Raw genomic sequence first — 22,532 nt, forward strand, 5'->3', positions numbered from 1 at the left:
TTATTGAAATGAGCTTCATGTTATCGATTAATCAATCGACGCACCACAGACTGGCTCCCGAACGCGGCGCTGTGCCGCCTCCCACTCAGGAGTTACATACCATGTACGTTATCACTGGCATCACCGGCCAAGTCGCCAGCGCCCTGGCGCGCAACCTGTTGGCCGCAGGCAAGGAGGTGCGCGCTGTGGTGCGCGATGCCGCCAAGGGCGAAACCTGGCAGGCCCAGGGGTGCAGCGTCGCGGTAGCCGACATGCAGGACCGTGTCGCCCTGACCCGGGCGTTCCAAGGCGCCACCGCTGTGTTCGTGCTGCTGCCGCCGAACTTCGACCCTCGCCCTGATTTCCCCGAAACCCGCGCGATACTCGCCAACCTGCACGTGGCACTGCTGGCCAGCCAACCGGAACGCGTGGTGTGCCTCTCCACCGTTGGCGCACAGGCCAGCCACCCTAACCTGCTGTCGCAGCTGGGTGAAATGGAACATGTGCTGGGGCAGTTGCCCATGCCGGTAACGTTCCTGCGTGCTGCCTGGTTCATGGAGAACAGCCTGTGGGACATCGCCCCCGCACGGGAACATGGCGTCCTGTACAGCTTCCTGCAACCGCTGGACAAGCCGGTGCACATGGTCGCCACGGCCGATGTCGGGCGCGTTGCGGCGCAGTTGCTGCAGGAGCCTTGGGAGGGCGTGCGGGTGGTGGAGCTGACCGGCCCGCAAGCGATCTCCCCGCTGCAGCTCGCTGCCACGCTTGGCCAGGTGCTCGGGCGTGAAGTGAAGGCGCAAGCAGTCCCGCGCGATAGCTGGGAGGCATTGTTCCTTGAGCAAGGGATGCAGAACCCGCTACCGCGCATGCAAATGCTCGATGGCTTCAATGCAGGCTGGATCGACTTTGAAGGGACGCCGCGCCAGGCGCGCACCGATCTACAGGCGGTATTGGCGGGGTTGGTCGAGCGGAGTTGAGCACGTCTCTCTGGCTGGCGCGCCCTGCAGGGCGCTTCAGCTTTCAGGGGTGGCCACAGAAGTATGGTCAACCTCAATCGCCATAACATGCCGTGATACGTACCACGTATGTTTCAGCTCAAACCACCAAATCGACGGTAGAAACTCTCGCTGGCATCCGGCAGCGGTCCGTCCGCCGTCTCCAGCATGTCATTGAGCCAGGCTTCAGCCTTGGGCGACACCAGGCGATAGAGGTTGCGGCACAACTGGCGCGCTGCACGGCCCTCCCAGTCGCCGGGCAGCAGTTCATCGGGCAACTGCGGATCGCGCAGCAGCAAACGCCGGTATTCGTGGATCAGCAAGGTGCGCGCCAGGAAGCAATCCTGCGCTTCCAGCGTTTCCTGCTCGCGCAGTGCCTGCCACAGCGGACGGAACAGGCGAATGAACTCGCTGTAATGCTGGCCCAGCTCGTCGATCCCCCAGCTCTCCCTGACCTGCGCGCGCATGGCCTTGGAGGCGAGAATTTCCTGGGCATGGGTCTCGAAGACGATACTGTCTTCCTCGGCCTCCAGCTCGCGCAGGGTCGCCGCCAGATCCGCACGATCAGCACGCGGGCAACCCATCACGTTAGGGGCGATGGCTCCGAAGCCTTGCCACTCCAGCTCTTCACGTACCGACTTGCGCTTGGCAACGTCCAACTGCGAGAGCAGCACCAGCGTCCAGGCGCCGTCCCAGGCTGGCAGGATGGCACTGTAGACCCGTTTGAATGCCTTCTCGAAACGCCGTCGGCCGGTGCCGGTCAGGCTGTAGTAGCTACGGCGACCGACCTTTTCAGCGGTCAGCCAGCCTTCTTTGGTCAGGCGGAAGATCGACGTGCGAATCAGTCGCTCGTTGATGCCGAAGGGCTCCAGCAAACCGATCAGGCTACCCAGCCACACCGTGCCACCGTGGGGCTCGACGGCATCGCCATACAGCGTGATGATCAGCGAGCTGGCGCGGATTGGCGTCTGCTCCTGGAAGCGGGTGATCAGGTGGTTCAGGGGTGCGAGGCTGCTCATGGGGGAACTGGGCGCGGAGAAAGCCCCGACTATACCTTTACCCCGCCCCGCCTGGCCATGGCGCGACACGGCAATGCTCATGCGCCATGCCCCGTCTTCGGCCGCAGGCCGGTATCGCCCATGCGCGGGCGTGCGGGATCGACCGCACTCAGCGGTGAACACTCCACCATCGACGCCATGCAGCGTCTGGCGAGCGCCTGGTACTCCTGCGTGCCGCGCTGCTTCCAGGCGACTTCCTCATCGCTCAGCGTACGCTTGGCCTGGGCCGGCGAGCCCACCACCAGGCTCTGCGCCTCGCAGGTGAACCCCGCCTTGACGAATGCCGTGGCCGCCACGATGCAGCGTGGCGCGATGTGCGCACCATCCATCACCACCGCATTCATGCCCACAAGCGCATCCGCCCCTACTCGGCACCCGTGCAGCACCGCGCCATGCCCAACATGACCGTTGCGCTCGATGACCGTGTCACCGCCCGGAAAGCCATGCATCACGCAGGTGTCCTGCAGATTGGCGCCCTCCTCCAGGACGATGCGCCCAAAGTCGCCCCGCAACGCAGCGAGAGGCCCAACATAACAGCCGGGGCCGACGATCACATCGCCGATCAGCACGGCACTGGGGTGGACGTAGGCGGTGGGATGGACCACTGGGGTCAAGCCGTCGAGGCGATAGCAGGGCATGGGAGTGACTCAATGTGATTCATGATGTTCACGGATCATGTATCACTTCAAATAGATCAGTCAATTTTGAAATTGCTGTATCGCTTTCTTGAATCGTCCCTCTCATCGACTGGTTGCTCGGAACCTATGTGCACAAGGGGTTTCAGCGATCCCGTCGATCAGTAGTCAAGATTTAGATACATCATGTTAATTTTGATGTTGATATTTCGTATCGCTTTGCGCCTATACTTGCGCCACCACTGCAACCGACTCCAAGAACTGGCCGGCACTGACCGGCGCCAAACGTGCAGCCTGAGGTACCACCATGCCAAGCAACCTCGTTGTGCAGGCCCAGGCGGACGGTGTCCGCCTGATCACCCTGCACCGCCCGCAAGCCCTCAACGCCCTGAATACCGAGCTTCTGGCAGAGCTCGCCGACGAACTCGACGCTGCCGCCCATGACGAGCACACCCGTGCGGTGGTCATCACCGGCAATCGCAAGGCCTTTGCTGCAGGCGCGGACATCAACGAGATGGCCGAGCGCGACCTGGTCGGCATCCTCAACGATCCCCGTGTCGCCCACTGGCAGCGCATCGCGGCCTTTCCCAAGCCTCTGATCGCCGCCGTCAACGGCTTCGCCCTCGGCGGCGGCTGCGAGTTGGTGATGTGCGCCGATATCGTTATCGCCGGGTCCGACGCACGCTTCGGCCAGCCAGAGATCAACCTCGGCATCATTCCCGGCGCCGGTGGCACCCAGCGCCTGCTTCGCGCAGTCGGCAAGCCACTGGCGATGCAGCTGGTGCTCACCGGCGAAACCCTCGATGCCCGCCATGCCCTGCAGGCCGGGCTGATCAGCGAAATGACCCAGCCCGAATTGACCGTTGAACGCGCCCTGCAGGTGGCGCGCAGCATCGCGCAAAAGGCGCCCCTGGCCGTGCGCCTGGCCAAAGAGGCGCTGCTGAAGGCCCAGGATACCGACCTGGCCAGCGGCCTGCGCTTCGAGCGACATGCCTTCACCCTGCTGGCCGGCACGGCCGACCGCGACGAGGGCATCCGCGCTTTCCAGGAAAAACGCCCGGCCAGCTTCATCGGCCGCTGACCCACCCGATTCCACCGACTGACGGAGCGCGCTTGCCATGAGCTTCCAGCACATCCTGTTTTCCATCGAGGACGGCATCGCCCTCCTCTCGCTCAACCGCCCCGAGCAACTCAACAGCTTCAACACCGCCATGCACCAGGAGGTGCGCGAGGCTCTCAAGCAGGTACGCCAGAGCGAACAGGTGCGGGTCCTGCTGCTGACCGGCGAAGGCCGCGGTTTCTGCGCCGGCCAGGACCTCTCCGACCGCAACGTTGCGCCCGGTGCCGAGCGGCCCGACCTGGGCCTTTCGATCGAGCAGTTCTACAACCCGCTGATCCGTAGCCTGCGCGACTTGCCGATGCCGGTGATCTGTGCGGTCAACGGCGTGGCTGCCGGCGCCGGGGCCAATATTCCCCTGGCCTGCGACCTGGTGCTGGCCGCCCGCTCGGCCAGCTTCATCCAGGCGTTCTGCCGCATCGGGCTGATCCCGGACTCTGGCGGCACCTGGCTGCTGCCACGCCTGGTCGGCATGGCCCGCGCGAAGGCCCTGGCGATGCTGGGCGAGCGCCTGAGCGCCGAACAGGCCGAGCAATGGGGGCTGATTCACCGCGTGGTCGACGACGCCGAGTTGCGCGACGAAGCACTGCGCCTGGCCCGGCACCTGGCCGCTCAGCCCACCTATGGCCTGGCGCTGATCAAGCGCAGTCTCAACGCAAGCTTCGACAACAGTTTCGACCAGCAACTGACGCTCGAGCGCGACCTGCAACGCCTGGCCGGGCGCAGCGACGACTACCGCGAAGGCGTCAGCGCGTTCATGGCAAAGCGTACGCCCGTGTTCAAGGGGTGCTGAGATGAGTGCCCTGCACATTGAAGCTCAGGTTGCGGTGATCGGCGCTGGCGCCATGGGGGCCGGCATTGCCCAGGTTGCAGCCCAGGCCGGGCATGCGGTCCGGCTTTATGACAATCGCCCGGGCGCTGCAGCGCAGGCCATCGACGGCATTGCTCGGCAATTGGCGCGCCTGGTGGACAAAGGCAAGCTGAACGCCTGCGAGCGCGAGTCGACCATAGCCCGCCTGCAGCCTGCCGAGTCGCTCGAGGCCCTGGCCGATGCGGCGCTGGTGATCGAGGCGATCGTGGAAGACCTCGATATCAAGCAGCAACTGCTGCGCCAGCTTGAAGCCCTCTGCGCTGAAACCTGTATCCTCGCCAGCAATACGTCGTCGTTGTCGATTACCCGCCTGGCAGCGGGGCTGGCCCGACCCGAGCGCGTGATCGGCATGCATTTCTTCAATCCTGCCCCCTTGATGGCGTTGGTCGAGGTCGTGTCGGGGCTTGCGACCGAACCGGCGGTGGCCGATACGCTGTACGACACCGCCAAGGCCTGGGGCAAGCAGCCCGTGCATGCACGCTCCACCCCCGGTTTCATCGTCAACCGCGTGGCCCGTCCGTTCTATGCCGAGAGCCTGCGCCTGCTGCAGGAAGGTGCCGCCGATTGCGCCAGCCTCGATGCGCTGTTGCGCGAGGCTGGCGGGTTCCGCATGGGCGCGTTCGAACTCACCGATCTGATCGGCCATGACGTCAACTACGCCGTCACCTGTTCGGTGTTCGACGCCTATTACGGGGATTTGCGCTTCCAGCCCTCGCAGGTACAAAAGGAACTGGTGGCCGCCGGGCGCCTGGGGCGCAAGAGCGGCCAAGGTTTCTATGACTACCGCGAAGGCGCCGAACGCCCGCAGCCTGCCGAATTGCGCAGCTCTGCCGAAGTTACACGCTGCGTGGTCGAGGGCGACCTCGGTGTCATGCAGCCGCTGCTGCAGCGCCTGAGCGCCAGCGGCGTCGAACTGACCCAACGCGCCGGCCAGGGCTTGTTGCGCATTGGCGATGCCACCCTGGCCCTGTCCGACGGTCGCCTGGCCAGCCAGCGCGCCCGCGACGACGGCCTGCAGAACCTGGTCCTGATCGACCTTGCCCTGGATTACAGCAGCGCGACACGCATCGCGATTACCTGGACCAGGAACACCACGATCGAAGCCCGCGATCAGGCTGTCGCGCTGCTCCAGCGTGCCGGTTTCAACGTCAGCGCCCTGGCCGACCTGCCGGGCCTGGCCGTGCTGCGCACGGTGGCCATGCTCGCCAACGAAGCCGCCGATGCCGTGCTGCAAGGTGTCGCGTCGGCGGCCGACATCGATCTGGCCATGTGCGCCGGGGTCAATTATCCGTTGGGGCCGCTGGCCTGGGCCGAACGCATCGGCCTTGCCCACACGTTGCACACCCTCGAACACCTGCAGCAGGCCTACGGCGAAGAACGCTATCGCCCTTCCCTGCTGCTGCGCCGCACCCATGCCGAAGGAGGCCGCCTGCATGACTGACACACCTCGCACGCCCGAAGCGCTGGCCCGCGCCTGTGCCGACGCCATGTACGCCCGTGACCGGGCCACTCAAGGCATGGGCATCGAACTGCTCGAGGCCGGCCCCGGCAGCGCTGCCGTGCGCATGACCGTACGCGCCGACATGATCCAAGGCCACGGCACCTGCCACGGCGGCTTTCTCTTCGCCCTGGCCGATTCGGCGTTCGCCTTTGCCTGCAACGGCCACGACGAGGCCACTGTGGCCCTAGGCTGCAGCATCGATTATGTGGCCCCGGCGCTGCTCGGCGATCAGTTGACCGCCACCGCCCACGAGCTGGTGCGCAAGGGCCGCACTGGCCTCTACGACGTTCGCCTGGAAAACCAGCGTGGCGAGCTGGTGGCGCTGTTCCATGGCAAGTCCTACAAGTTGCGCGGCAGCGTGCTGACGCAGGAGACGCAAGATGACTGAACCGACCCTCAACGACGCCCTGATCATCGACGCCGTGCGCACGCCCATCGGCCGCTACGGCGGCGCCCTGAGCAGCGTGCGTGCCGACGACCTGGCGGCGATCCCGATCAAGGCCTTGATCGCCCGCCACCCGACACTGGACTGGCAGGCCATCGACGATGTGATCCTCGGCTGCGCCAACCAGGCCGGCGAAGACAATCGCAACGTTGCGCATATGGCCACGCTGCTGGCCGGGCTGCCTGTCGAGGTGCCAGGCACCACCCTCAACCGCCTGTGCGGCTCCGGCCTGGACGCCATCGGCAACGCCGCCCGCGCCCTGCGCTGTGGCGAGGCCGGGCTGATGCTGGCCGGCGGCGTCGAATCCATGTCCCGCGCGCCGTTCGTCATCGGCAAGGCCGAACAGGCCTTCGGCCGCAGTGCGGAACTGTTCGACACCACCATCGGCTGGCGCTTCGTCAATCCCCTGATGAAAGCCCAATACGGCATCGACTCGATGCCCGAGACCGCCGAGAACGTCGCCGAGCAGTTCGGCATCTCGCGCGCCGACCAGGATGCCTTTGCCTTGCGCAGCCAGCACAAGGCCGCTGCCGCCCAGGCCAATGGCCGCCTGGCGCGGGAAATCGTCCCGGTCGAGATCGCCCAGCGCAAGGGCCCGCCCAAACTGGTCGAGCAGGACGAACACCCGCGTGGCGACACCACCCTGGAGCAGCTGGCGCGCCTTGGCACGCCGTTTCGCGAAGGTGGCAGCGTCACTGCCGGCAACGCGTCGGGGGTCAACGACGGTGCGTGCGCACTGTTGCTGGCCAGCAGCAGCGCAGCCCGCCGCCACGGCCTGCAGGCCCGCGGGCGAATCGTCGGCATGGCCGCAGCAGGTGTCGCGCCGCGCATCATGGGCATCGGCCCGGTGCCTGCGACGCGCAAGGTGCTGGAGCTGACCGGTCTTGCCCTGGCCGACATGGACGTGATCGAGCTCAACGAAGCTTTCGCGGCCCAAGGGCTGGCAGTGCTGCGCGAGCTGGGTGTTGCCGACGACGATCCACGGGTCAACCCCAACGGTGGCGCCATCGCCCTGGGGCATCCGCTGGGCATGAGCGGCGCGCGGCTGGTCACCACCGCGCTGCACGAGCTGGAGCTGACCGGCGGCCGCTACGCGCTGTGCACCATGTGCATCGGCGTCGGCCAGGGCATCGCCATGGTGATCGAGCGCCTTTGAGGCACTTCGACCAACGGACCGCGACCCACGCTGCAACGGGCAGTATGCTGCCCACCATGACACTCACGGCCCCTCGACGGGCCGGCGTACAAGAACAACTCGAGTGAAGCCATGAACATGTACCACGATGCCGAACGCGCCCTGCTTGACCCCATGGAAACTGCCAGTGTCGATGCGCTGCGCCAGCACCAGCTCGAACGCCTGCGTTGGAGCCTGCGCCATGCCTATGACAAGGTGGCGCTGTACCGTCAGCGCTTCGACGCCTGCGGCGCCCACCCGGACGACCTGAAGTCGCTCGAGGACCTGTCGCGCTTCCCCTTCACCGGCAAGAGCGACCTGCGCGACAACTACCCGTACGGCATGTTTGCCGTCCCCCAGGAAGAAGTGGTGCGCCTGCACGCCTCCAGCGGCACCACGGGCAAGCCAACGGTGGTCGGGTATACCCAGAACGACATCAACACCTGGGCCAACGTGGTCGCCCGCTCGATCCGCGCCGCAGGTGGACGCAAGGGCGACAAGGTGCATGTTTCCTATGGCTACGGCCTCTTCACCGGTGGCCTGGGCGCTCACTATGGCGCCGAGCGTCTGGGCTGCACGGTGATCCCCATGTCCGGCGGTCAGACCGAGAAGCAGGTGCAACTGATCCGCGACTTCCAGCCCGACATCATCATGGTCACGCCCTCGTACATGCTCAACCTGGCCGATGAGATCGAGCGCCAGGGCATCGACCCCAACGACCTCAAGCTGCGCCTGGGCATCTTCGGTGCCGAGCCCTGGACCGACGAGCTGCGCCGCTCCATCGAGCAACGCCTGGGCATCAACGCCCTGGACATCTATGGCCTGTCGGAAATCATGGGGCCAGGCGTGGCCATGGAGTGCATCGAGACCAAGGACGGACCGACCATCTGGGAAGACCATTTCTACCCCGAGATCATCGACCCGGTGTCAGGCGAGGTCCTGCCGGACGGGCAGCTGGGCGAGCTGGTGTTCACCTCGCTGAGCAAGGAGGCGCTGCCGATGGTGCGCTACCGCACCCGCGACCTGACCCGTCTGCTGCCCGGCACGGCACGGCCGATGCGGCGCATTGGCAAGATCACCGGGCGCAGCGACGACATGCTGATCATCCGCGGGGTCAACGTGTTCCCTACGCAGATCGAAGAGCAGGTGCTGAAAATAAAACAGCTTTCCGAGCTTTACGAGATCCATCTGTATCGCAATGGCAATCTCGACAGCGTGGAAGTGCACGTGGAGTTGCGCGCCGACAGCCAGTACCTGGACGACGCTACGCGCAAGGCGCTTGTGGGTGAGCTGAGCAAGCAGATCAAGACCTACATCGGCATCAGCACGCAGATTCGCCTGCAGCCCTGCGGAACGCTGAAGCGCTCAGAGGGCAAGGCTTGCCACGTCTACGACAAACGGTTGGCCAGCTGACTTTCGATTCGGCTGCCTTTTTCTGCCCCGGCCTGGTCCGGGGCTTTTTTTGCGCCGGATTTGCCGGCCCTATCGCGGGACGAGCCCGCTCCCACTGATCCCACGATCAGCGAGGCGCCTGTGGGAGCGGGCTCGTCCCGCGATAGGGCCGCAACGTGATACACAATTTTATCTGATACATGATTTTATGTTTGATGTTAGATCACGTATCGCTTATAAAAGACTCCATGCCCCAACCACCCCTGCGGCGGGAGTCCGAACATGTACGCACAGCTAGTCGAAACCGGCGTCAAACGTGTCAAGTCACTGGAAGAGATGTCGCCCGAAGAGCGCCACTTCCAGGAGAAGATCGACGCCGAGATCAAGATCGAACCGAAAAACTGGATGCCAGAGGCCTATCGCCAGACCCTGATCCGGCAGATCTCCCAGCACGCCCATTCGGAAATCGTCGGCATGCTTCCCGAGGGCAACTGGGTCACCCGCGCGCCGAGCCTCAAGCGCAAGCTGCAGTTGATGGCCAAGATCCAGGACGAAGCCGGCCATGGCCTGTACCTGTACAGCGCCATGGAAACCCTCGGCGCCGACCGCGACGAAGAGATCGCCAAGCTGCACAGCGGCAAGGCCAAGTACTCGAGCATCTTCAACTACCCGACCCTGAGCTGGGCCGACATGGGCGCGGTGGGCTGGCTGGTCGACGGCGCGGCGATCGTCAACCAGGTGGTACTGCAACGCACCTCCTACGGCCCCTACGCGCGCGCGATGATCCGTATCTGCAAGGAAGAAAGCTTCCATCAGCGCCAGGGCTACGAGCTGCTGCTGACCATGATGCGCCACGGCACCCAGGCGCAGAAGGACATGGTCCAGGATGCAATCAATCGCCTGTGGTGGCCGTCGCTGATGATGTTCGGCCCCAGCGACGAACACTCCCCCAACAGCGCCCAGTCGATGGCCTGGAAGATCAAGCGCCAGACCAACGACGAACTCCGCCAGCGCTTCATCGACCAGACCGTGCCGCAGCTCGAGCTGCTCGGTTGCACCGCCCCGGACCCGGAACTGAAGTGGAACGCCGACCGCGGTCACTACGACTTCGGTGAAATCCAGTGGGACGAATTCTACGAAGTGATCAAGGGCAACGGCCCCTGCAACCAGGAGCGGGTCGCCACCCGTCGCCAGGCCATCGAAGACGGGGCCTGGGTACGCGAGGCCGCCGTGGCCTATGCGCGCAAGCAACAGAACAAGAACGCCGCCTGAAGCGGCGACCGATGCGGAGATCGAACATGTCTGTCTGGACCCTCTACGAAGTATTCGTGCGCAGCAAGCACGGCCTGAACCACAAGCACGTGGGCAGCGTGCATGCCGCCGACGCGGCCATGGCCATCGAGAACGCCCGTGAGCTGTACACCCGGCGCAGCGAAGGCGTGAGCCTGTGGGTGGTGCCTTCGGCGCTGATCACCGCCTCCTCGCCTGATGAAAAAGACCCGCTGTTCGCCCCTTCGGACGACAAGGTCTACCGCCATGCCAGCTTCTACGAGCTGCCTGACGAAGTCGGACACATGTGAGGCCCGCCATGCACAACGACGATCTGATCCCCTACCTCTTGCTGCTCGGCGACAGCGCCCTGGTCCAGGGCCAGCGCCTGTGCCAATGGTGTGGCCACGCCCCGGCACTGGAAGAAGAGCTGGCCCTGATGAATGTCGGCCTCGACCTGGTCGGCCAAGCGCGCAACTGGCTGGAGTACGCCGCCGAACTGCTCGACGACGGCCGCGATGCCGACGCCCTGGCGTTTTGCCGCGACGAACGGGCCTTCCACAACCTGCTGCTGGTCGAGCAACCCAACGGCGACTTTGCCGTGACCATGACCAAGCAGTTCCTCTACGACGCCTGGCACCTGGCGATGCTCCAAGGCCTGTGCGCCTCCAGCGATCCGCGCATCGCCGGCATCGCGGCCAAAGCGCTCAAGGAGGTCACCTATCACCTGCGCCGCTCCGGTGAGTGGGTGCAGCGCCTGGGCGGCGGCACCGACGAAAGCCGTCGCCGCATGGTCGCGGCAATCCCGGCACTGTGGCGTTTCACCGTGGAGCTGAGCCAGGGCAGTGAAAGCGAGACGCGCCTGGCCGCCGCGGGTATTGCCGCTGACCCGACGCAAGTAGGGCAAGCCTGGCTCGCCCAGGTCAGTGCCATCTTCGCCTCGGTCGAGCTCCCGCAACCCACGCCCGCCAGTCATTTCTACCTGAGCGGTCGCAAGGGCTTGCACACCGAACACCTGGGCCTGCTGCTGGCCGAGATGCAGTTCCTGCCACGGGCCTACCCCGATGCGATCTGGTGAGCTGATCGCTGGCGACCGTGGCGCCCGCAGCCTGCGCGAGGGCGACCTGGCGCGGGCCTGGGCGGTGCTGGAGCAGGTCATGGACCCGGAAGTGCCGGTGGTCAGCGTGGTAGACCTGGGAATCGTGCGCGACCTGGACTGGCGCGCCGGCCATCTGCACCTGGTGGTGACCCCTACCTACTCCGGCTGCCCGGCCACCGAGGTGATCGAGGGGGATATCCGCCAGGCCCTGGAACAGGCCGGTTTTGCCCAGCCAGCGCTGGAACGCCGCTTGACCCCGGCCTGGAGCACCGACTGGATCAGCGATCAAGGCCGCGAACGCTTGCGGGTCTATGGCATCGCCCCGCCACAGGGCAGTGCCAGCAAGCGCAGCCTGCTCGGCGAAGCCCCCCAGGTGTGCTGTCCGCAATGCGGCAGCGCCCACACCGAACTGCTCAGCCAGTTCGGCTCCACGGCCTGCAAGGCGCTTTATCGCTGCCGCGAGTGCCTGGAGCCGTTCGACTATTTCAAATGCATTTGAGCCGTGGAGACGACCATGAGCCAGTTTCACAGCCTGACCATCAAGCAAGTGCGTCACGAGACACGCGACGCCGTGTCCATCGCCTTCGACGTGCCCGCCCATCTGCAGGACGCGTTCCGCTTCACCCAGGGCCAGTACCTGGTGATGCGCACCTTTCTCGACGATGAGGAAGTGCGCCGCTCCTATTCGATTTGCAGTGCCGTGCAGGACGGCGAGCTGCGCGTGGCGGTCAAGCGCGTGCCGGGCGGGCGCTTCTCGGCATTCGCCAACGATGTGCTCGCGGTCGGCCAGCAACTGGACGTGATGCCGCCCAGCGGCAGCTTCTTCGTTCCACTGCAGGCCCAGCGCCATGGCCATTACCTGGGGGTCGCCGCCGGCAGCGGTATCACACCGATCCTGTCGATCATCGCCACCACCCTGGCCTGCGAGCCCAACAGCCGCTTCACCCTGCTGTACGGCAACCGCGCCAGCAACAGCGCACTGTTTCGCGATCGCCTGGAAGACCTGAAGAACCGTTACCTGGACCGCCTGAACCTGATTTTCGTGTTCAGCCGCGAACAGCAGGATGTCGACCTGTACAACGGCCGAATCGATGCTGACAAGTGCGGCCAGTTGTTCTCTCGCTGGCTCGACGTGCAGGCCCTCGATGCCGCCTTTATCTGCGGGCCGCAGGCGATGACCGAAACCGTGCGGGCCAGCCTAGAAGACAACGGCATGCCGCGCGAACGCATCCATTTCGAGCTGTTTGCCGCCGCTGGCAACGAGGCTAGGCGCGAAGCCCGCGAGGCTCAGCGCCAGCTGGACTCGGCGCTGAGCCATATCACCGTGATCAGCGATGGCCGTGCCCTGGCCTTCGACCTGCCGCGCAACAGCCAGAACATTCTCGATGCCGGCAACGCCATTGGCGCCGAGCTGCCCTATTCGTGCAAGGCCGGCGTGTGCTCGACCTGCAAGTGCCGGGTGATCGAGGGCGAGGTGGAAATGGACAGCAACCATGCGCTGGAGGATTACGAGGTGGCGGCGGGGTATGTGCTGTCGTGCCAGACGTATCCGCTGAGCGACCGCGTGGTGCTGGATTTCGATCAACTTTGAGACCGCGGCGCCCTCATCGCGGGACAAGCCCGCTCCCACAGGGATTGGCTGGACTTAAAAGGGACAAGCCTGCTCCCGCAGGGATTGGGCTGGACTTCAAATTTTGAGCAAGACCGTTGCTCCCACAAGACCCATGGTCACTGCTGTACCTGTGGGAGCGGGCTCGTCCCGCGATGAGGCCGCCAGCAACCCCGCAACACCCTGCGTGACCTGAAAAAACAATTACAAGACAGAGGACCGCTTCCCATGACACCCGAGCACATCGACTCCATCAGCAAGCACCCCGACTTCCAGCAACTGATCCGCCGCAAGCGCCGCCTCAACGGCAGCCTCACCCTGACCATGCTTGCCGCCTACTACGGCTTCGTGCTGCTGGTGGCCTTCGCCCCCGGCCTGCTCGGCCAGTCGCTCAATGGCGGCGTCACCAGCGTCGGCATGCTGGTGGGTGTGCTGATGGTGCTGCTGTCGTTCGCCCTGACCGGCATCTACATGCACCGCGCCAACCGCGTCATCGATCCACTCAACGACAAGGTTCGCCAGGAGTGCGCGCAATGAACTGGACTGCCATCTCGATGTTCATGGTGTTCGTCTGCTTCACCCTGCTGGTGACCCGCTGGGCCGCGGCCCGCACCCGCTCGACCAGTGACTTCTACACCGCAGGCGGTGGCCTGACCGGGATGCAGAATGGCCTGGCGATCGCCGGGGACATGATCAGCGCTGCGTCCTTCCTCGGCATCTCGGCGATGATGTTCATGAACGGCTACGACGGCCTGCTCTATGCCCTGGGCGTACTCGCCGGCTGGCCGATCATCCTGTTCCTGATTGCCGAGCGCCTGCGCAACCTGGGCAAGTACACCTTCGCCGACGTGGTTTCCTACCGCCTGGCACAGGCCCCGGTACGCCTGAGCGCCGCGTTCGGCACGCTGACCGTCGCGCTGTTGTACCTGGTGGCGCAGATGGTCGGCGCCGGCAAGCTGATCGAGTTGCTGTTCGGTATCAGCTACCTCTACGCCGTCACCCTGGTGGGCGTACTGATGGTGCTGTACGTGACCTTCGGCGGCATGCTCGCCACCACCTGGGTGCAGATCATCAAGGCGGTGATGCTGTTGTCGGGCACCACCTTCATGGCGTTCATGGTGCTCAAGCATTTCGGCTTCAGCACCGAGGCGATGTTCGCCAGCGCCGTAGCGGTGCATGCCAAGGGCCAGGCGATCATGGCCCCCGGCGCACTGCTGTCCAATCCCATCGACGCCATCTCGTTAGGGCTGGGCATGATGTTCGGCACCGCCGGGCTGCCGCACATCCTCATGCGGTTCTTCACTGTCAGTGACGCCAAGGAAGCCCGCAAGAGCGTGTTCTACGCCACGGGTTTCATCGGCTACTTCTACCTGCTGCTGATCGTCATCGGTTTCGGCGCCATCGTCATGGTGGGGACCGAGCCGGCCTACCGCGACGCCAGCGGCGCGATCATCGGCGGCGGCAACATGGTTGCCGTGCACCTGGCCCAGGCCGTGGGCGGCAACCTGTTCCTGGGCTTCATCTCGGCAGTGGCCTTCGCCACGATTCTTGCCGTGGTCGCAGGCCTGGCGCTGTCCGGTGCCTCGGCGATCTCCCACGACCTCTATGCCTGCGTCGTGCGCAAGGGCCAGGCCAGCGAGCAGGAAGAAATGCGCATGTCGCGTATCGCCACCCTGCTGATCGGCCTGCTCGCGGTGCTGTTGGGGTTGCTGTTCGAATCGCAGAACATCGCCTTCCTCTCGGGCCTGGTGCTGGCCATTGCCGCCTCGGTCAACTTCCCGGTGCTGCTGCTCTCGATGTTCTGGAAAGGCCTGACCACCCGCGGCGCGGTAGCCGGCAGCATGGCTGGGCTGGTCTCGGCCATCGTGCTGGTGGTGCTGGGCCCGGCGGTGTGGGTCAACGTGCTGCACAACGAGCGCGCGCTGTTCCCCTACAGCAACCCGGCGCTGTTCTCCATGAGCCTGGCCTTCCTCGGTGCCTGGGCCTTCTCGGTCACCGACAGCTCGCAACGGGCCAGCGAAGAGCGTGGTCGCTACCTGGGCCAGTTCATTCGCTCCATGACCGGGATCGGCGCTGCCGGCGCCAGCAAGCACTGAACCCTTGAACCTCGAATGTCGGATATAACAACAATGAACCACACTCGTCTCAAGTCGGCCGCCTGGCTGGCCACCCTCGCCCTGCCCTTGCCGGCCATGGCGGATTTCATCGCTGACAGCCACGCCCGCGTCGAGCTGCGCAACCACTACATCAACCGCGACTTCCGCCAGTCCAACGCGCCGCAAGCCAAGGCCGAGGAATGGGCCCAGGGTTTCACCGCGCGCTTCGAATCGGGCTTCAGCGAAGGCCCCATAGGCCTGGGCATGGACGCCATGGGGCAACTGGGGATCAAGCTCGACTCCAGCCGCGACCGGCGCAACACCGGCCTGCTGCCCTTCGGCCCGCACAGCCTGGAGCCGGTGGACGACTACAGCGAGCTGGGGCTGACCGGCAAGCTGCGCGTATCGAAGAGCACCCTGCGCCTGGGCACCCTGCAGCCAATTCTGCCGGTGGTGGTGTACAACGACACCCGCCTGCTGTCATCGACCTTCCAGGGTGGCCTGCTGACCAGCCAGGAGATCGAGGGCCTGACCGTCAACGCCGGACGGCTGACCAAGGCCAACCTGCGCGACTCATCCGGGCGCGACGACATCGGCTACGGCGCGGCCAGCAGCGACCACTTCGACTTCGGCGGCGGCAGTTACGCGATCACCCCGCAGACCAGCGTCAGCTACTACTACGCCAAGCTCGACGAGATCTATCGCCAGCAATACCTGGGGCTGTTGCACACCCAGCCGCTGGGCGAAGGGATGAGCCTGCGCAGCGACTTGCGCTACTTCGACAGCCGCGGCGACGGCGCCGAACGCGCAGGCCGCATCGACAACCGCAACTTCAACGCCATGTTCACCCTGGGCGTGAAGGCCCACAAGTTCACCGCCACCTGGCAGCAGATGTCCGGCGACAGCGCGTTTCCGTTTCTCAACGGTGGCGACCCCTACACGGTCAACCTGGTCACCTACAACACCTTCACCCGCGCAGGTCTCGACTCCTGGCAAGTGCGCTATGACTACGACTTCGTCGCGATGGGCATTCCGGGCCTGAGCTTCATGACTCGCTATACCGACGGTCGCCACGCCGAAACCGCGACCCTCAGCAATGGCCGCGAACGCGAGCGCGACACCGACATCACCTACGTCATCCAGAGCGGCCCGTTCAAGGACGTCAGCCTGCGCTGGCGCAACGTCACCTTCCGTTCCGGCAATGGCCTGACCAACGCCGTGGACGAGAACCGCCTGATCATCGGCTACACCCTGGCGCTGTGGTAACCGCGCCCCTCACAGGAGAACAGCATGTCTGAAGCCCACACCCTGCAGAGCTTCATCGCCGGTCGCTGGATTGGCCAGCACGGCGCCCAGGCCCTGCGCAGCGCCCTCGATGGGCAGGTCCTGGCCTATAGCCATGAGGAACGCCCGAACTTCGCCGAAGCGCTGGATTTCGGCCGCCGCCAGGGCCTCGCCGGGCTCATGGCCCTGGACTTTCAACAGCGCGCCGCCCGCCTGAAGGCCCTGGCGCTGTACCTGGCCGAGCGCAAGGAACAGCTCTACGCCCTCTCCCACCACAGCGGCGCGACCCGTGCCGACAGCTGGATCGACATCGAAGGCGGCAATGCCACGCTGTTTTCCTACTCCGGCATCGGCACCCGCGAGTTGCCCTCGGGCAACCTGCTGCACGAAGGCCCGGCGATCCCGCTGGGCAAGCAAGGGCGCTTCGCCGGCAGCCATATCCTGGTGCCACGGGCAGGTGTGGCAGTGCACATCAACGCCTTCAACTTCCCGATCTGGGGCATGCTGGAAAAGTTCGCACCGACTTTCCTCGCCGGCATGCCGTGCATCGTCAAGCCCGCGACCTCCACCAGCTACCTGACCGAAGCCGTGGTGCGCCTGATCGACGAATCAGGCCTGCTGCCGCCCGGCAGCCTGCAACTGGTGATCGGCAGCACCGGCGATCTGCTCGAGCGCCTGCAGGGCCAGGACCTGGTGACCTTCACCGGCTCCGCCGACACCGCAGCCAAGCTGCGCATGACACCGAACCTGGTGCGCAACTCGGTGCCCTTCACCGCTGAGGCCGACTCGCTGAACTGCGCCATCCTCGGGCCGGACGTAACCCCCGACGACGAGGAGTTCGACCTGTACGTCAAGGAAGTGGTACGCGAGATGACCACCAAGGCGGGCCAGAAATGCACCGCCATTCGCCGCGCCATCGTGCCGGCCAGGCACCTGGATGCCGTCGCCACCCGCCTGCGCGAGCGCCTGGCCAAGGTGGTGGTGGGCGATCCGTCGGTCGAAGGCGTGCGCATGGGCGCGCTGGCCTCCCATGACCAGCAGCGTGACGTCGGTGAGCGCGTGCGCAGCCTGCTGCAAAGCTGCGACCAGCTGTTCGGCGCCGACGACGGCTTCTCGCCGGTGGGCGAAGGTGTGGCCGAAGGTGCGTTCTTTGCCCCGACCCTGTTGCAAGCGCGCGACCCACACGCCGAAGGCGGCGCTCACGATATCGAGGCGTTCGGCCCGGTCAGCACCCTGATGGCCTACGACGACCTGGACGAAGCCCTGGCCCTGGCCGCGCGTGGCAAGGGCAGCCTGGTGGCGACCCTGGTGACCCGCGACCGCGCCATCGCCGCCAAGGCCATTCCCGCGGCCGCCGCCTGGCACGGACGCCTGCTGGTGCTCGATCGCGAGGCGGCGCTAGAGTCCACCGGGCACGGCTCGCCGCTGCCACAACTCAAGCACGGCGGCCCTGGGCGTGCGGGGGGCGGCGAAGAGCTCGGCGGCCTGCGGGCGGTCAAGCACTATCTGCAGCGCGCCGCGATCCAGGGCTCGCCAAGCATGCTGGCAGCGGTGACCGGCGAGCACGTGCGCGGCGCCGAAGTGATCGAGACCGAGGTGCACCCGTTCCGTCGCTACTTCGATGAACTGCGCATCGGCGAATCGCTGCTGACTCACCGACGTACCGTCACCGAGGCGGACCTGGTGAACTTCGGCTGCCTGTCGGGCGACCACTTCTACATGCATTTCGACGAAATCGCCGCCAAGCAGTCGCAGTTCGGCAAGCGCATCGCCCATGGCTACTTCGTGCTGTCAGCGGCGGCCGGGCTGTTCGTGTCGCCAGGTGAAGGGCCGGTACTGGCCAACTACGGGCTGGACACCCTGCGCTTCATCAACCCGGTGGGGATCGGTGACACGATCCAGGCGCGCCTGACCTGCAAGCGCAAGATCGACCAGGGCAAGACCAGCCCGTTGGGGCAGCCGCAAGGGGTGGTGGCCTGGGATGTGGAGGTGACCAACCAGCTCGGTGAACTGGTGGCCAGTTACGACATCCTGACGCTGGTGCTCAAGCGCAGCTGATCATTGCCGGCCTGAACGTGTCGGCCCTGGCGCGGGCGCCCCCCCCCGCGACAGGGCCGGTTGACTCCCCACCCCATAAATGCTCAGATGCGCCCCTTGTTTCAGGTGTCCCCTGCCGCCGAGCCGGGGATTAAACGGGAAGCCGGTGCCTCGCCCATGCGAGCAGTCCGGCGCTGCCCCCGCAACGGTAAGCGAGCGATGCATTCGATACACCACTGTGCCAACGGCATGGGAAGGTGAATGCCTCATGCCCCTCGCAAGCCCGGAGACCGGCCTGTCACAGCAGTTGGCAACTCCCGCGGTGGGCGGGCGCAGGCCGGTTCTCGCGGCTGCCGCACGCCCGCGACAGCTGCGCGCACCTCCACCGTACGGGTATCACTCACCCTGCGACGGTTGGTTCATCCATGTCATGCCCTACCCTGCATATCCAAGGCCTGCACTGGTCACCGCACAGCGGGGGGCAGCCGCTGCTGGAAGGCATCGACCTGCAGATCGGCGCCGGTGAATTCGTCGGCCTGATCGGCCCCAACGGCAGCGGCAAGACCAGCCTGCTGCGCTGCGCCTACCGTTTCAATCGCCCCATCGCCGGGCAGGTGCACCTCGATGGCGAGGATATCTGGCAGCGCAACCCACGCTGGGTCGCCCAGCGCATCGCGGTGATGCTGCAGGAGTTCCCTGAAGACTTCGGCTTGAGCGTGCGTGACGTCGTTGCCATGGGCCGTACCCCGCACCTGGGCTGGTTCGACGGTGATGGCGACGCGAGTCTGATCGACGACACCCTGGCCAGGCTCGACCTGCTGCCGCGCGCCCTCGATGCCTTCATCTGCCTGTCGGGCGGAGAAAAACAGCGCGTGCTGCTGGCCCGAGCGCTGGTCCAGCAACCTCGGCTGCTGATCCTCGACGAACCGACCAATCACCTCGACCCACGCTTTCAGCTGGCGCTGCTGCAGCAACTGCGCAACACCGGCCTGAGCCTGCTGGCCAGCTTCCACGATCTGAACCTGGCCGCCGCCTTCTGCGATCGGCTGTACGTGATCGATGCCGGGCGCATCGTCGCCCACGGCACGCCAGGGCAGGTGCTCACCGAGCAGTGCCTGGCGGAGGTGTTCGGCGTGCAGGCCCTGGTCGACCGTCACCCGCTGGCCTCCCATCCACGCATTACCTGGATCAGCCCCGCATGAAATCGCTGCTCACCAGCCTGGCCCTGCTGGCCGCCCTGCCGCTGGCCGCCGAGGCCGACAACTATCCACTGACCGTGCGCAGTTGCGAACGCGACGTCACCTTCACCCATGCGCCGCAGCATGCCGTCAGCCACGATATCAATCTCACCGGTATGCTCCTCGCCCTCGGCCTGCGCGATCACATGGCCGGCTACAGCGGTATCAGCGGCTGGAAAACCCTCGACCCAAGCCTGCGCGAAGCACTCGACGGGCTGCCAGAGCTGGCGCCGCGCTACGTGTCGGTAGAAAACCTGCTCGATGCCAACGCCGACTTCTTCCTCGCCGGCTGGAGCTACGGCATGCGAATCGGCGGGCCGGTCACCCCACAGACCCTCGCGCCCTTCGATATCCCGGTGTACGAACTGAGCGAGTCGTGTTCCTGGATCATGCCGCAACGCCAGGCCAGCCTCGACGACCTCTACCGCGACCTCGACAACCTTGGCCGCATCTTCGATGTGCGCGAGCGCGCTACCGCGCTGGTCAACCAGTTGCGCCAACGCGTCGAGCGCGTCGCTGCGCAGATGGCCGAGGTCAGGCAACGGCCGCGCGTATTCCTCTATGACAGCGGCGAAGACCGCCCCACTACCTCCGGGCGCCTCGGGATGCCGCAGGCGCTGATCAGCGCTGCGGGGGGCGATAACGTCATGAGCGATGTCGCCGCCAGCTGGACCCAGGTGAACTGGGAAAGCGTGGTGGAACGCGATCCGCAGGTGATCGTCATCGTCGACTACGGGCCCACCAGTTGGCAGCAGAAACGCGACTTCCTTCTACAGCACCCGGCACTGGGCAGTGTCGAGGCGATCCGCAAGCAGCGTTTCGTGGTGCTGTCGTACCTGGAGGTGACACCGTCGGTGGAGAACGCCCAGGCCATCGAGACCCTGGCCACGGCCTTGCATCCGCAGCCGTTCGCCGAGGCCCGCCGCTGATGCCGATTCGCAGCCCTGCGGGCTATCGCCTGCTGATCGTTTCGCTGCTGCTGGCCTTGCTGCTGTCGTGCCTGCTGTCACTGGGGTTCGGCTCGGCGCAGGTCGAACTGGGCAAGGTCGTCGGCATTGTTTTGCAGCAGGTGGGGCTGGAGCAAGGCGGCGACTGGAGCCGCGGCCAGGCGCAGATCATCTGGCAGATCCGCGCGCCGCGCGTGCTGCTGGGAGCGCTGGTCGGTGCAGGGTTGGCACTGGTCGGCGGCGCCCTGCAGGCAGTGACCCGCAACCCTCTGGCCGACCCGCACCTGCTGGGTGTCAGCTCCGGGGCGGTGTTCGGCGCAGTGCTGGTGGTGCTGTTTCTCGGCCCGTTCGCCGGTGCCTTCAGCCTGCCCCTGGCCGCGTTCATCGGCGCGTTGGGCAGCATGCTGCTGGTGCTCGGCGTGGCCAGTCGTGGTGGGCGCCTGGAAAGCGATCGCCTGCTGCTGGCCGGGGTGGCGGTGTCGTTCGTGGTGATGGCCGCCGCCAACCTGCTGCTCTACACCGGCGACCCGCATGCCGCCGCCTCGGTGATGTTCTGGATGCTTGGCGGCCTGGGCTTGGCACAGTGGTCGCTGCTGTGGCTGCCGACCGTTTGCGTGCTGGCGGGCTTCGTGCTGTTGATGAGCCTGGCGCGGGCGCTGAACGCGCTGATGAGTGGCGAGCAGACCGCTGTCAGCCTGGGCTTCGACACCCGGCGTGTGCGGGCCAAGGTGTTCGTCGGCACGGCGTTGCTGACCGGTGTGCTGGTGTCGCTGTCGGGCGCCATCGGTTTCGTCGGCCTGATGCTGCCCCACGTCGCTCGCCGCCTGGTGGGTGCCGAGCATCGCCGGCTGCTGCCGGCCTGTGCCTTGCTCGGGGCGCTGTTCATGATCTGGGTCGATGTTGGCGCACGCACGCTGATCGCCCCGCAGGATCTGCCGATCGGCATCGCCACGGCAGCCATCGGCGGGCTGTTCTTCATCCTCTTGCTACGGCGCAAGGCCTGAGATGAACGAGACCTGCGTACTGCTCGCCGGCCCTGACCTGGCAGAGGGCTCGTCAAGCACGCCTTTGGCCAGGGCTAGCACGGCGCGGCGTGATGCACCGTCGGACCGATACCGACGGTGCACAGGCAGCGCTTAGAAGCCGGCGCTGTAGAACAGCGCGTACGACTCGATGCCGTCGTTCGGCTGCTTGATGCCGGCGTTGGAGTAATGCGTGGCGCGAATGCCGATCTTCTGCTGACCCGGCAGCTTCAGGCCGAAGCCGATGCGGTCTTCGAAGTTGACCGACGAGCCCAGCTTCTGATCACCGACGTCGGTCTTGGAGAAGGCGGCCAGGCCGATACCGGCCTCGATGAACGGGACGTAGCCCGAATCGCCGAACTCATAGACGAATACCGGGCTGAACGACAGGGAGTGCGCGCCGCTGTAGTCGCCACCCTCCCAGTAGGTGTAGGCGCCATCCCAATAACCGGTCAGGTGACCGGTGCTGCTCTGCAGCCATTTCTTGTCCCAGTCGAACGACAGGCCGATGCGATAGGTCATGTCGCCCTGGCTGGTGGCGCCCACGGCACCGGAGATTTGCGCGGCCTGGGCCAGGTTGGCACCGGCCAGAGCCAGTACTGCGGCGGCCAGCGAGGTGGCAAGACGGGTTTTCATCAATGACTACTCCAGAAGGTCTTCACGGGCAGGTGCCCTGGTGGGTCGTGCCTGCAGCAAGTGGAGGCTTGGCCTCTCGTTCTTCACTTGCGCCCCAGGCCATCCCACCTGGGGTCACAAGTAGTAAT

General features: G+C 65.6%; 21 protein-coding genes, 1 pseudogene and 1 riboswitch. Of the genes and pseudogenes, 19 read left to right on the forward strand and 3 right to left on the reverse strand.

The window, feature by feature from the left end; genetic code table 11:
- Nucleotides 1–101 precede the first annotated feature (101 nt).
- Nucleotides 102–956, forward strand: a complete 855-nt coding sequence (locus ACMGGG_RS11125; RefSeq protein ID WP_414155488.1) for an NmrA family NAD(P)-binding protein — start codon at nt 102–104, stop codon at nt 954–956.
- 113 nt (nt 957–1,069) lie between these two features.
- Here ACMGGG_RS11125 and paaX read toward each other — a convergent pair whose 3' ends face one another.
- Nucleotides 1,070–1,993: a phenylacetic acid degradation operon negative regulatory protein PaaX gene (gene paaX / locus ACMGGG_RS11130; protein ID WP_196759862.1), complete on the reverse strand. Its 924-nt coding sequence runs from the start codon at nt 1,991–1,993 to the stop codon at nt 1,070–1,072.
- A gap of 77 nt (nt 1,994–2,070) precedes the next feature.
- On the reverse strand, nt 2,071–2,670 hold the full coding sequence (gene paaY, locus ACMGGG_RS11135) for a phenylacetic acid degradation protein PaaY (protein ID WP_414155489.1): 600 nt from the start codon (nt 2,668–2,670) through the stop codon (nt 2,071–2,073).
- Between the two features lie 304 nt (nt 2,671–2,974).
- Here paaY and paaF point away from each other — a divergent pair, with 304 nt between their 5' ends.
- The 18 genes and pseudogenes from paaF (at nt 2,975) to ACMGGG_RS11225 (ending at nt 21,750) form a co-directional block, all read left to right on the forward strand.
- On the forward strand, nt 2,975–3,748 hold the full coding sequence (gene paaF / locus ACMGGG_RS11140) for a 2,3-dehydroadipyl-CoA hydratase PaaF (protein ID WP_112898301.1): 774 nt from the start codon (nt 2,975–2,977) through the stop codon (nt 3,746–3,748).
- 37 nt (nt 3,749–3,785) lie between these two features.
- A complete protein-coding gene (gene paaG, locus ACMGGG_RS11145; protein WP_414155490.1) occupies nt 3,786–4,577 on the forward strand; it encodes a 2-(1,2-epoxy-1,2-dihydrophenyl)acetyl-CoA isomerase PaaG in 792 nt (263 codons plus the stop codon).
- A 1-nt stretch (nt 4,578) separates the two neighbouring features.
- Nucleotides 4,579–6,096: a 3-hydroxyacyl-CoA dehydrogenase PaaH gene (gene paaH / locus ACMGGG_RS11150; RefSeq protein ID WP_414155491.1), complete on the forward strand. Its 1,518-nt coding sequence runs from the start codon at nt 4,579–4,581 to the stop codon at nt 6,094–6,096.
- The gene (paaI, locus tag ACMGGG_RS11155) at nt 6,089–6,544 is read left to right on the forward strand and encodes a hydroxyphenylacetyl-CoA thioesterase PaaI (RefSeq protein ID WP_414155492.1); all 456 of its coding nucleotides are present in this window, start codon (nt 6,089–6,091) and stop codon (nt 6,542–6,544) included. Before paaH ends, paaI begins: the two co-directional genes overlap by 8 nt.
- The gene (gene pcaF, locus ACMGGG_RS11160; protein WP_414155493.1) at nt 6,537–7,757 is read left to right on the forward strand and encodes a 3-oxoadipyl-CoA thiolase; all 1,221 of its coding nucleotides are present in this window, start codon (nt 6,537–6,539) and stop codon (nt 7,755–7,757) included. Before paaI ends, pcaF begins: the two co-directional genes overlap by 8 nt.
- Nucleotides 7,758–7,868: 111 nt before the next feature.
- Entirely contained in the window at nt 7,869–9,188 is a 1,320-nt protein-coding gene (gene paaK / locus ACMGGG_RS11165; protein WP_063544948.1) for a phenylacetate--CoA ligase PaaK, read from the forward strand.
- Between the two features lie 261 nt (nt 9,189–9,449).
- Entirely contained in the window at nt 9,450–10,439 is a 990-nt protein-coding gene (gene paaA, locus ACMGGG_RS11170) for a 1,2-phenylacetyl-CoA epoxidase subunit PaaA (protein ID WP_414155494.1), read from the forward strand.
- 26 nt (nt 10,440–10,465) lie between these two features.
- Nucleotides 10,466–10,747: a 1,2-phenylacetyl-CoA epoxidase subunit PaaB gene (gene paaB, locus ACMGGG_RS11175; RefSeq protein WP_004374528.1), complete on the forward strand. Its 282-nt coding sequence runs from the start codon at nt 10,466–10,468 to the stop codon at nt 10,745–10,747.
- 8 nt (nt 10,748–10,755) lie between these two features.
- Nucleotides 10,756–11,514 (forward strand): 1,2-phenylacetyl-CoA epoxidase subunit PaaC, encoded by a 759-nt coding sequence (paaC, locus tag ACMGGG_RS11180; protein ID WP_112898307.1) that lies wholly within the window; start codon nt 10,756–10,758, stop codon nt 11,512–11,514.
- On the forward strand, nt 11,501–12,034 hold the full coding sequence (paaD, locus tag ACMGGG_RS11185; RefSeq protein ID WP_054893411.1) for a 1,2-phenylacetyl-CoA epoxidase subunit PaaD: 534 nt from the start codon (nt 11,501–11,503) through the stop codon (nt 12,032–12,034). Before paaC ends, paaD begins: the two co-directional genes overlap by 14 nt.
- Nucleotides 12,035–12,049: 15 nt before the next feature.
- Complete coding sequence (gene paaE, locus ACMGGG_RS11190; protein WP_414155495.1) at nt 12,050–13,126, forward strand: 1,2-phenylacetyl-CoA epoxidase subunit PaaE; 1,077 nt, start codon at nt 12,050–12,052, stop codon at nt 13,124–13,126.
- 246 nt (nt 13,127–13,372) lie between these two features.
- A complete protein-coding gene (locus tag ACMGGG_RS11195) occupies nt 13,373–13,681 on the forward strand; it encodes a DUF485 domain-containing protein (protein WP_063544952.1) in 309 nt (102 codons plus the stop codon).
- Nucleotides 13,672–15,240: pseudogene (locus ACMGGG_RS11200) on the forward strand (cation acetate symporter); the annotation flags it as partial. The gene ACMGGG_RS11195 and the pseudogene ACMGGG_RS11200, both read left to right, overlap by 10 nt.
- A gap of 33 nt (nt 15,241–15,273) precedes the next feature.
- Nucleotides 15,274–16,506, forward strand: coding sequence for an OprD family porin (locus ACMGGG_RS11205; protein ID WP_414155496.1), 1,233 nt, complete (start codon nt 15,274–15,276; stop codon nt 16,504–16,506).
- Between the two features lie 24 nt (nt 16,507–16,530).
- A complete protein-coding gene (gene paaZ, locus ACMGGG_RS11210; protein WP_414155497.1) occupies nt 16,531–18,582 on the forward strand; it encodes a phenylacetic acid degradation bifunctional protein PaaZ in 2,052 nt (683 codons plus the stop codon).
- A gap of 86 nt (nt 18,583–18,668) precedes the next feature.
- A riboswitch (cobalamin riboswitch) is annotated at nt 18,669–18,875 on the forward strand.
- A 111-nt stretch (nt 18,876–18,986) separates the two neighbouring features.
- On the forward strand, nt 18,987–19,763 hold the full coding sequence (locus tag ACMGGG_RS11215; RefSeq protein ID WP_414155498.1) for an ABC transporter ATP-binding protein: 777 nt from the start codon (nt 18,987–18,989) through the stop codon (nt 19,761–19,763).
- The gene (locus ACMGGG_RS11220; RefSeq protein WP_372822819.1) at nt 19,760–20,728 is read left to right on the forward strand and encodes an ABC transporter substrate-binding protein; all 969 of its coding nucleotides are present in this window, start codon (nt 19,760–19,762) and stop codon (nt 20,726–20,728) included. The genes ACMGGG_RS11215 and ACMGGG_RS11220 overlap by 4 nt, the downstream gene beginning before the upstream one ends.
- Complete coding sequence (locus ACMGGG_RS11225; protein ID WP_414155499.1) at nt 20,728–21,750, forward strand: FecCD family ABC transporter permease; 1,023 nt, start codon at nt 20,728–20,730, stop codon at nt 21,748–21,750. The genes ACMGGG_RS11220 and ACMGGG_RS11225 overlap by 1 nt, the downstream gene beginning before the upstream one ends.
- 132 nt (nt 21,751–21,882) lie before the next feature.
- Here ACMGGG_RS11225 and ACMGGG_RS11230 read toward each other — a convergent pair whose 3' ends face one another.
- The gene (locus ACMGGG_RS11230; protein WP_054890639.1) at nt 21,883–22,404 is read right to left on the reverse strand and encodes an acyloxyacyl hydrolase; all 522 of its coding nucleotides are present in this window, start codon (nt 22,402–22,404) and stop codon (nt 21,883–21,885) included.
- Nucleotides 22,405–22,532 lie beyond the last annotated feature (128 nt).

Origin of the sequence: Pseudomonas sp. BNK-44-b (assembly GCF_047456245.1) — a bacterium.
In the GTDB taxonomy this organism is placed as follows: Bacteria; Pseudomonadota; Gammaproteobacteria; order Pseudomonadales; family Pseudomonadaceae; genus Aquipseudomonas; species Aquipseudomonas machongensis.

What these genes read in the sequence shown, in the direction of transcription:
- ACMGGG_RS11215 (WP_414155498.1), top strand. Translation starts at nt 18,987, where the DNA reads ATGTCATGCCCTACCCTGCATATCCAAGGCCTGCACTGGTCACCGCAC.
- pcaF (WP_414155493.1), top strand. Translation starts at nt 6,537, where the DNA reads ATGACTGAACCGACCCTCAACGACGCCCTGATCATCGACGCCGTGCGC.
- paaE (WP_414155495.1), top strand. Translation starts at nt 12,050, where the DNA reads ATGAGCCAGTTTCACAGCCTGACCATCAAGCAAGTGCGTCACGAGACA.
- ACMGGG_RS11230 (WP_054890639.1), bottom strand. Translation starts at nt 22,404, where the DNA reads ATGAAAACCCGTCTTGCCACCTCGCTGGCCGCCGCAGTACTGGCTCTG.
- ACMGGG_RS11195 (WP_063544952.1), top strand. Translation starts at nt 13,373, where the DNA reads ATGACACCCGAGCACATCGACTCCATCAGCAAGCACCCCGACTTCCAG.
- paaG (WP_414155490.1), top strand. Translation starts at nt 3,786, where the DNA reads ATGAGCTTCCAGCACATCCTGTTTTCCATCGAGGACGGCATCGCCCTC.
- paaC (WP_112898307.1), top strand. Translation starts at nt 10,756, where the DNA reads ATGCACAACGACGATCTGATCCCCTACCTCTTGCTGCTCGGCGACAGC.
- paaF (WP_112898301.1), top strand. Translation starts at nt 2,975, where the DNA reads ATGCCAAGCAACCTCGTTGTGCAGGCCCAGGCGGACGGTGTCCGCCTG.
- paaK (WP_063544948.1), top strand. Translation starts at nt 7,869, where the DNA reads ATGAACATGTACCACGATGCCGAACGCGCCCTGCTTGACCCCATGGAA.
- paaB (WP_004374528.1), top strand. Translation starts at nt 10,466, where the DNA reads ATGTCTGTCTGGACCCTCTACGAAGTATTCGTGCGCAGCAAGCACGGC.
- paaA (WP_414155494.1), top strand. Translation starts at nt 9,450, where the DNA reads ATGTACGCACAGCTAGTCGAAACCGGCGTCAAACGTGTCAAGTCACTG.
- ACMGGG_RS11225 (WP_414155499.1), top strand. Translation starts at nt 20,728, where the DNA reads ATGCCGATTCGCAGCCCTGCGGGCTATCGCCTGCTGATCGTTTCGCTG.
- paaZ (WP_414155497.1), top strand. Translation starts at nt 16,531, where the DNA reads ATGTCTGAAGCCCACACCCTGCAGAGCTTCATCGCCGGTCGCTGGATT.
- ACMGGG_RS11205 (WP_414155496.1), top strand. Translation starts at nt 15,274, where the DNA reads ATGAACCACACTCGTCTCAAGTCGGCCGCCTGGCTGGCCACCCTCGCC.
- paaH (WP_414155491.1), top strand. Translation starts at nt 4,579, where the DNA reads ATGAGTGCCCTGCACATTGAAGCTCAGGTTGCGGTGATCGGCGCTGGC.
- paaX (WP_196759862.1), bottom strand. Translation starts at nt 1,993, where the DNA reads ATGAGCAGCCTCGCACCCCTGAACCACCTGATCACCCGCTTCCAGGAG.
- paaY (WP_414155489.1), bottom strand. Translation starts at nt 2,670, where the DNA reads ATGCCCTGCTATCGCCTCGACGGCTTGACCCCAGTGGTCCATCCCACC.
- paaI (WP_414155492.1), top strand. Translation starts at nt 6,089, where the DNA reads ATGACTGACACACCTCGCACGCCCGAAGCGCTGGCCCGCGCCTGTGCC.
- ACMGGG_RS11220 (WP_372822819.1), top strand. Translation starts at nt 19,760, where the DNA reads ATGAAATCGCTGCTCACCAGCCTGGCCCTGCTGGCCGCCCTGCCGCTG.
- paaD (WP_054893411.1), top strand. Translation starts at nt 11,501, where the DNA reads ATGCGATCTGGTGAGCTGATCGCTGGCGACCGTGGCGCCCGCAGCCTG.
- ACMGGG_RS11125 (WP_414155488.1), top strand. Translation starts at nt 102, where the DNA reads ATGTACGTTATCACTGGCATCACCGGCCAAGTCGCCAGCGCCCTGGCG.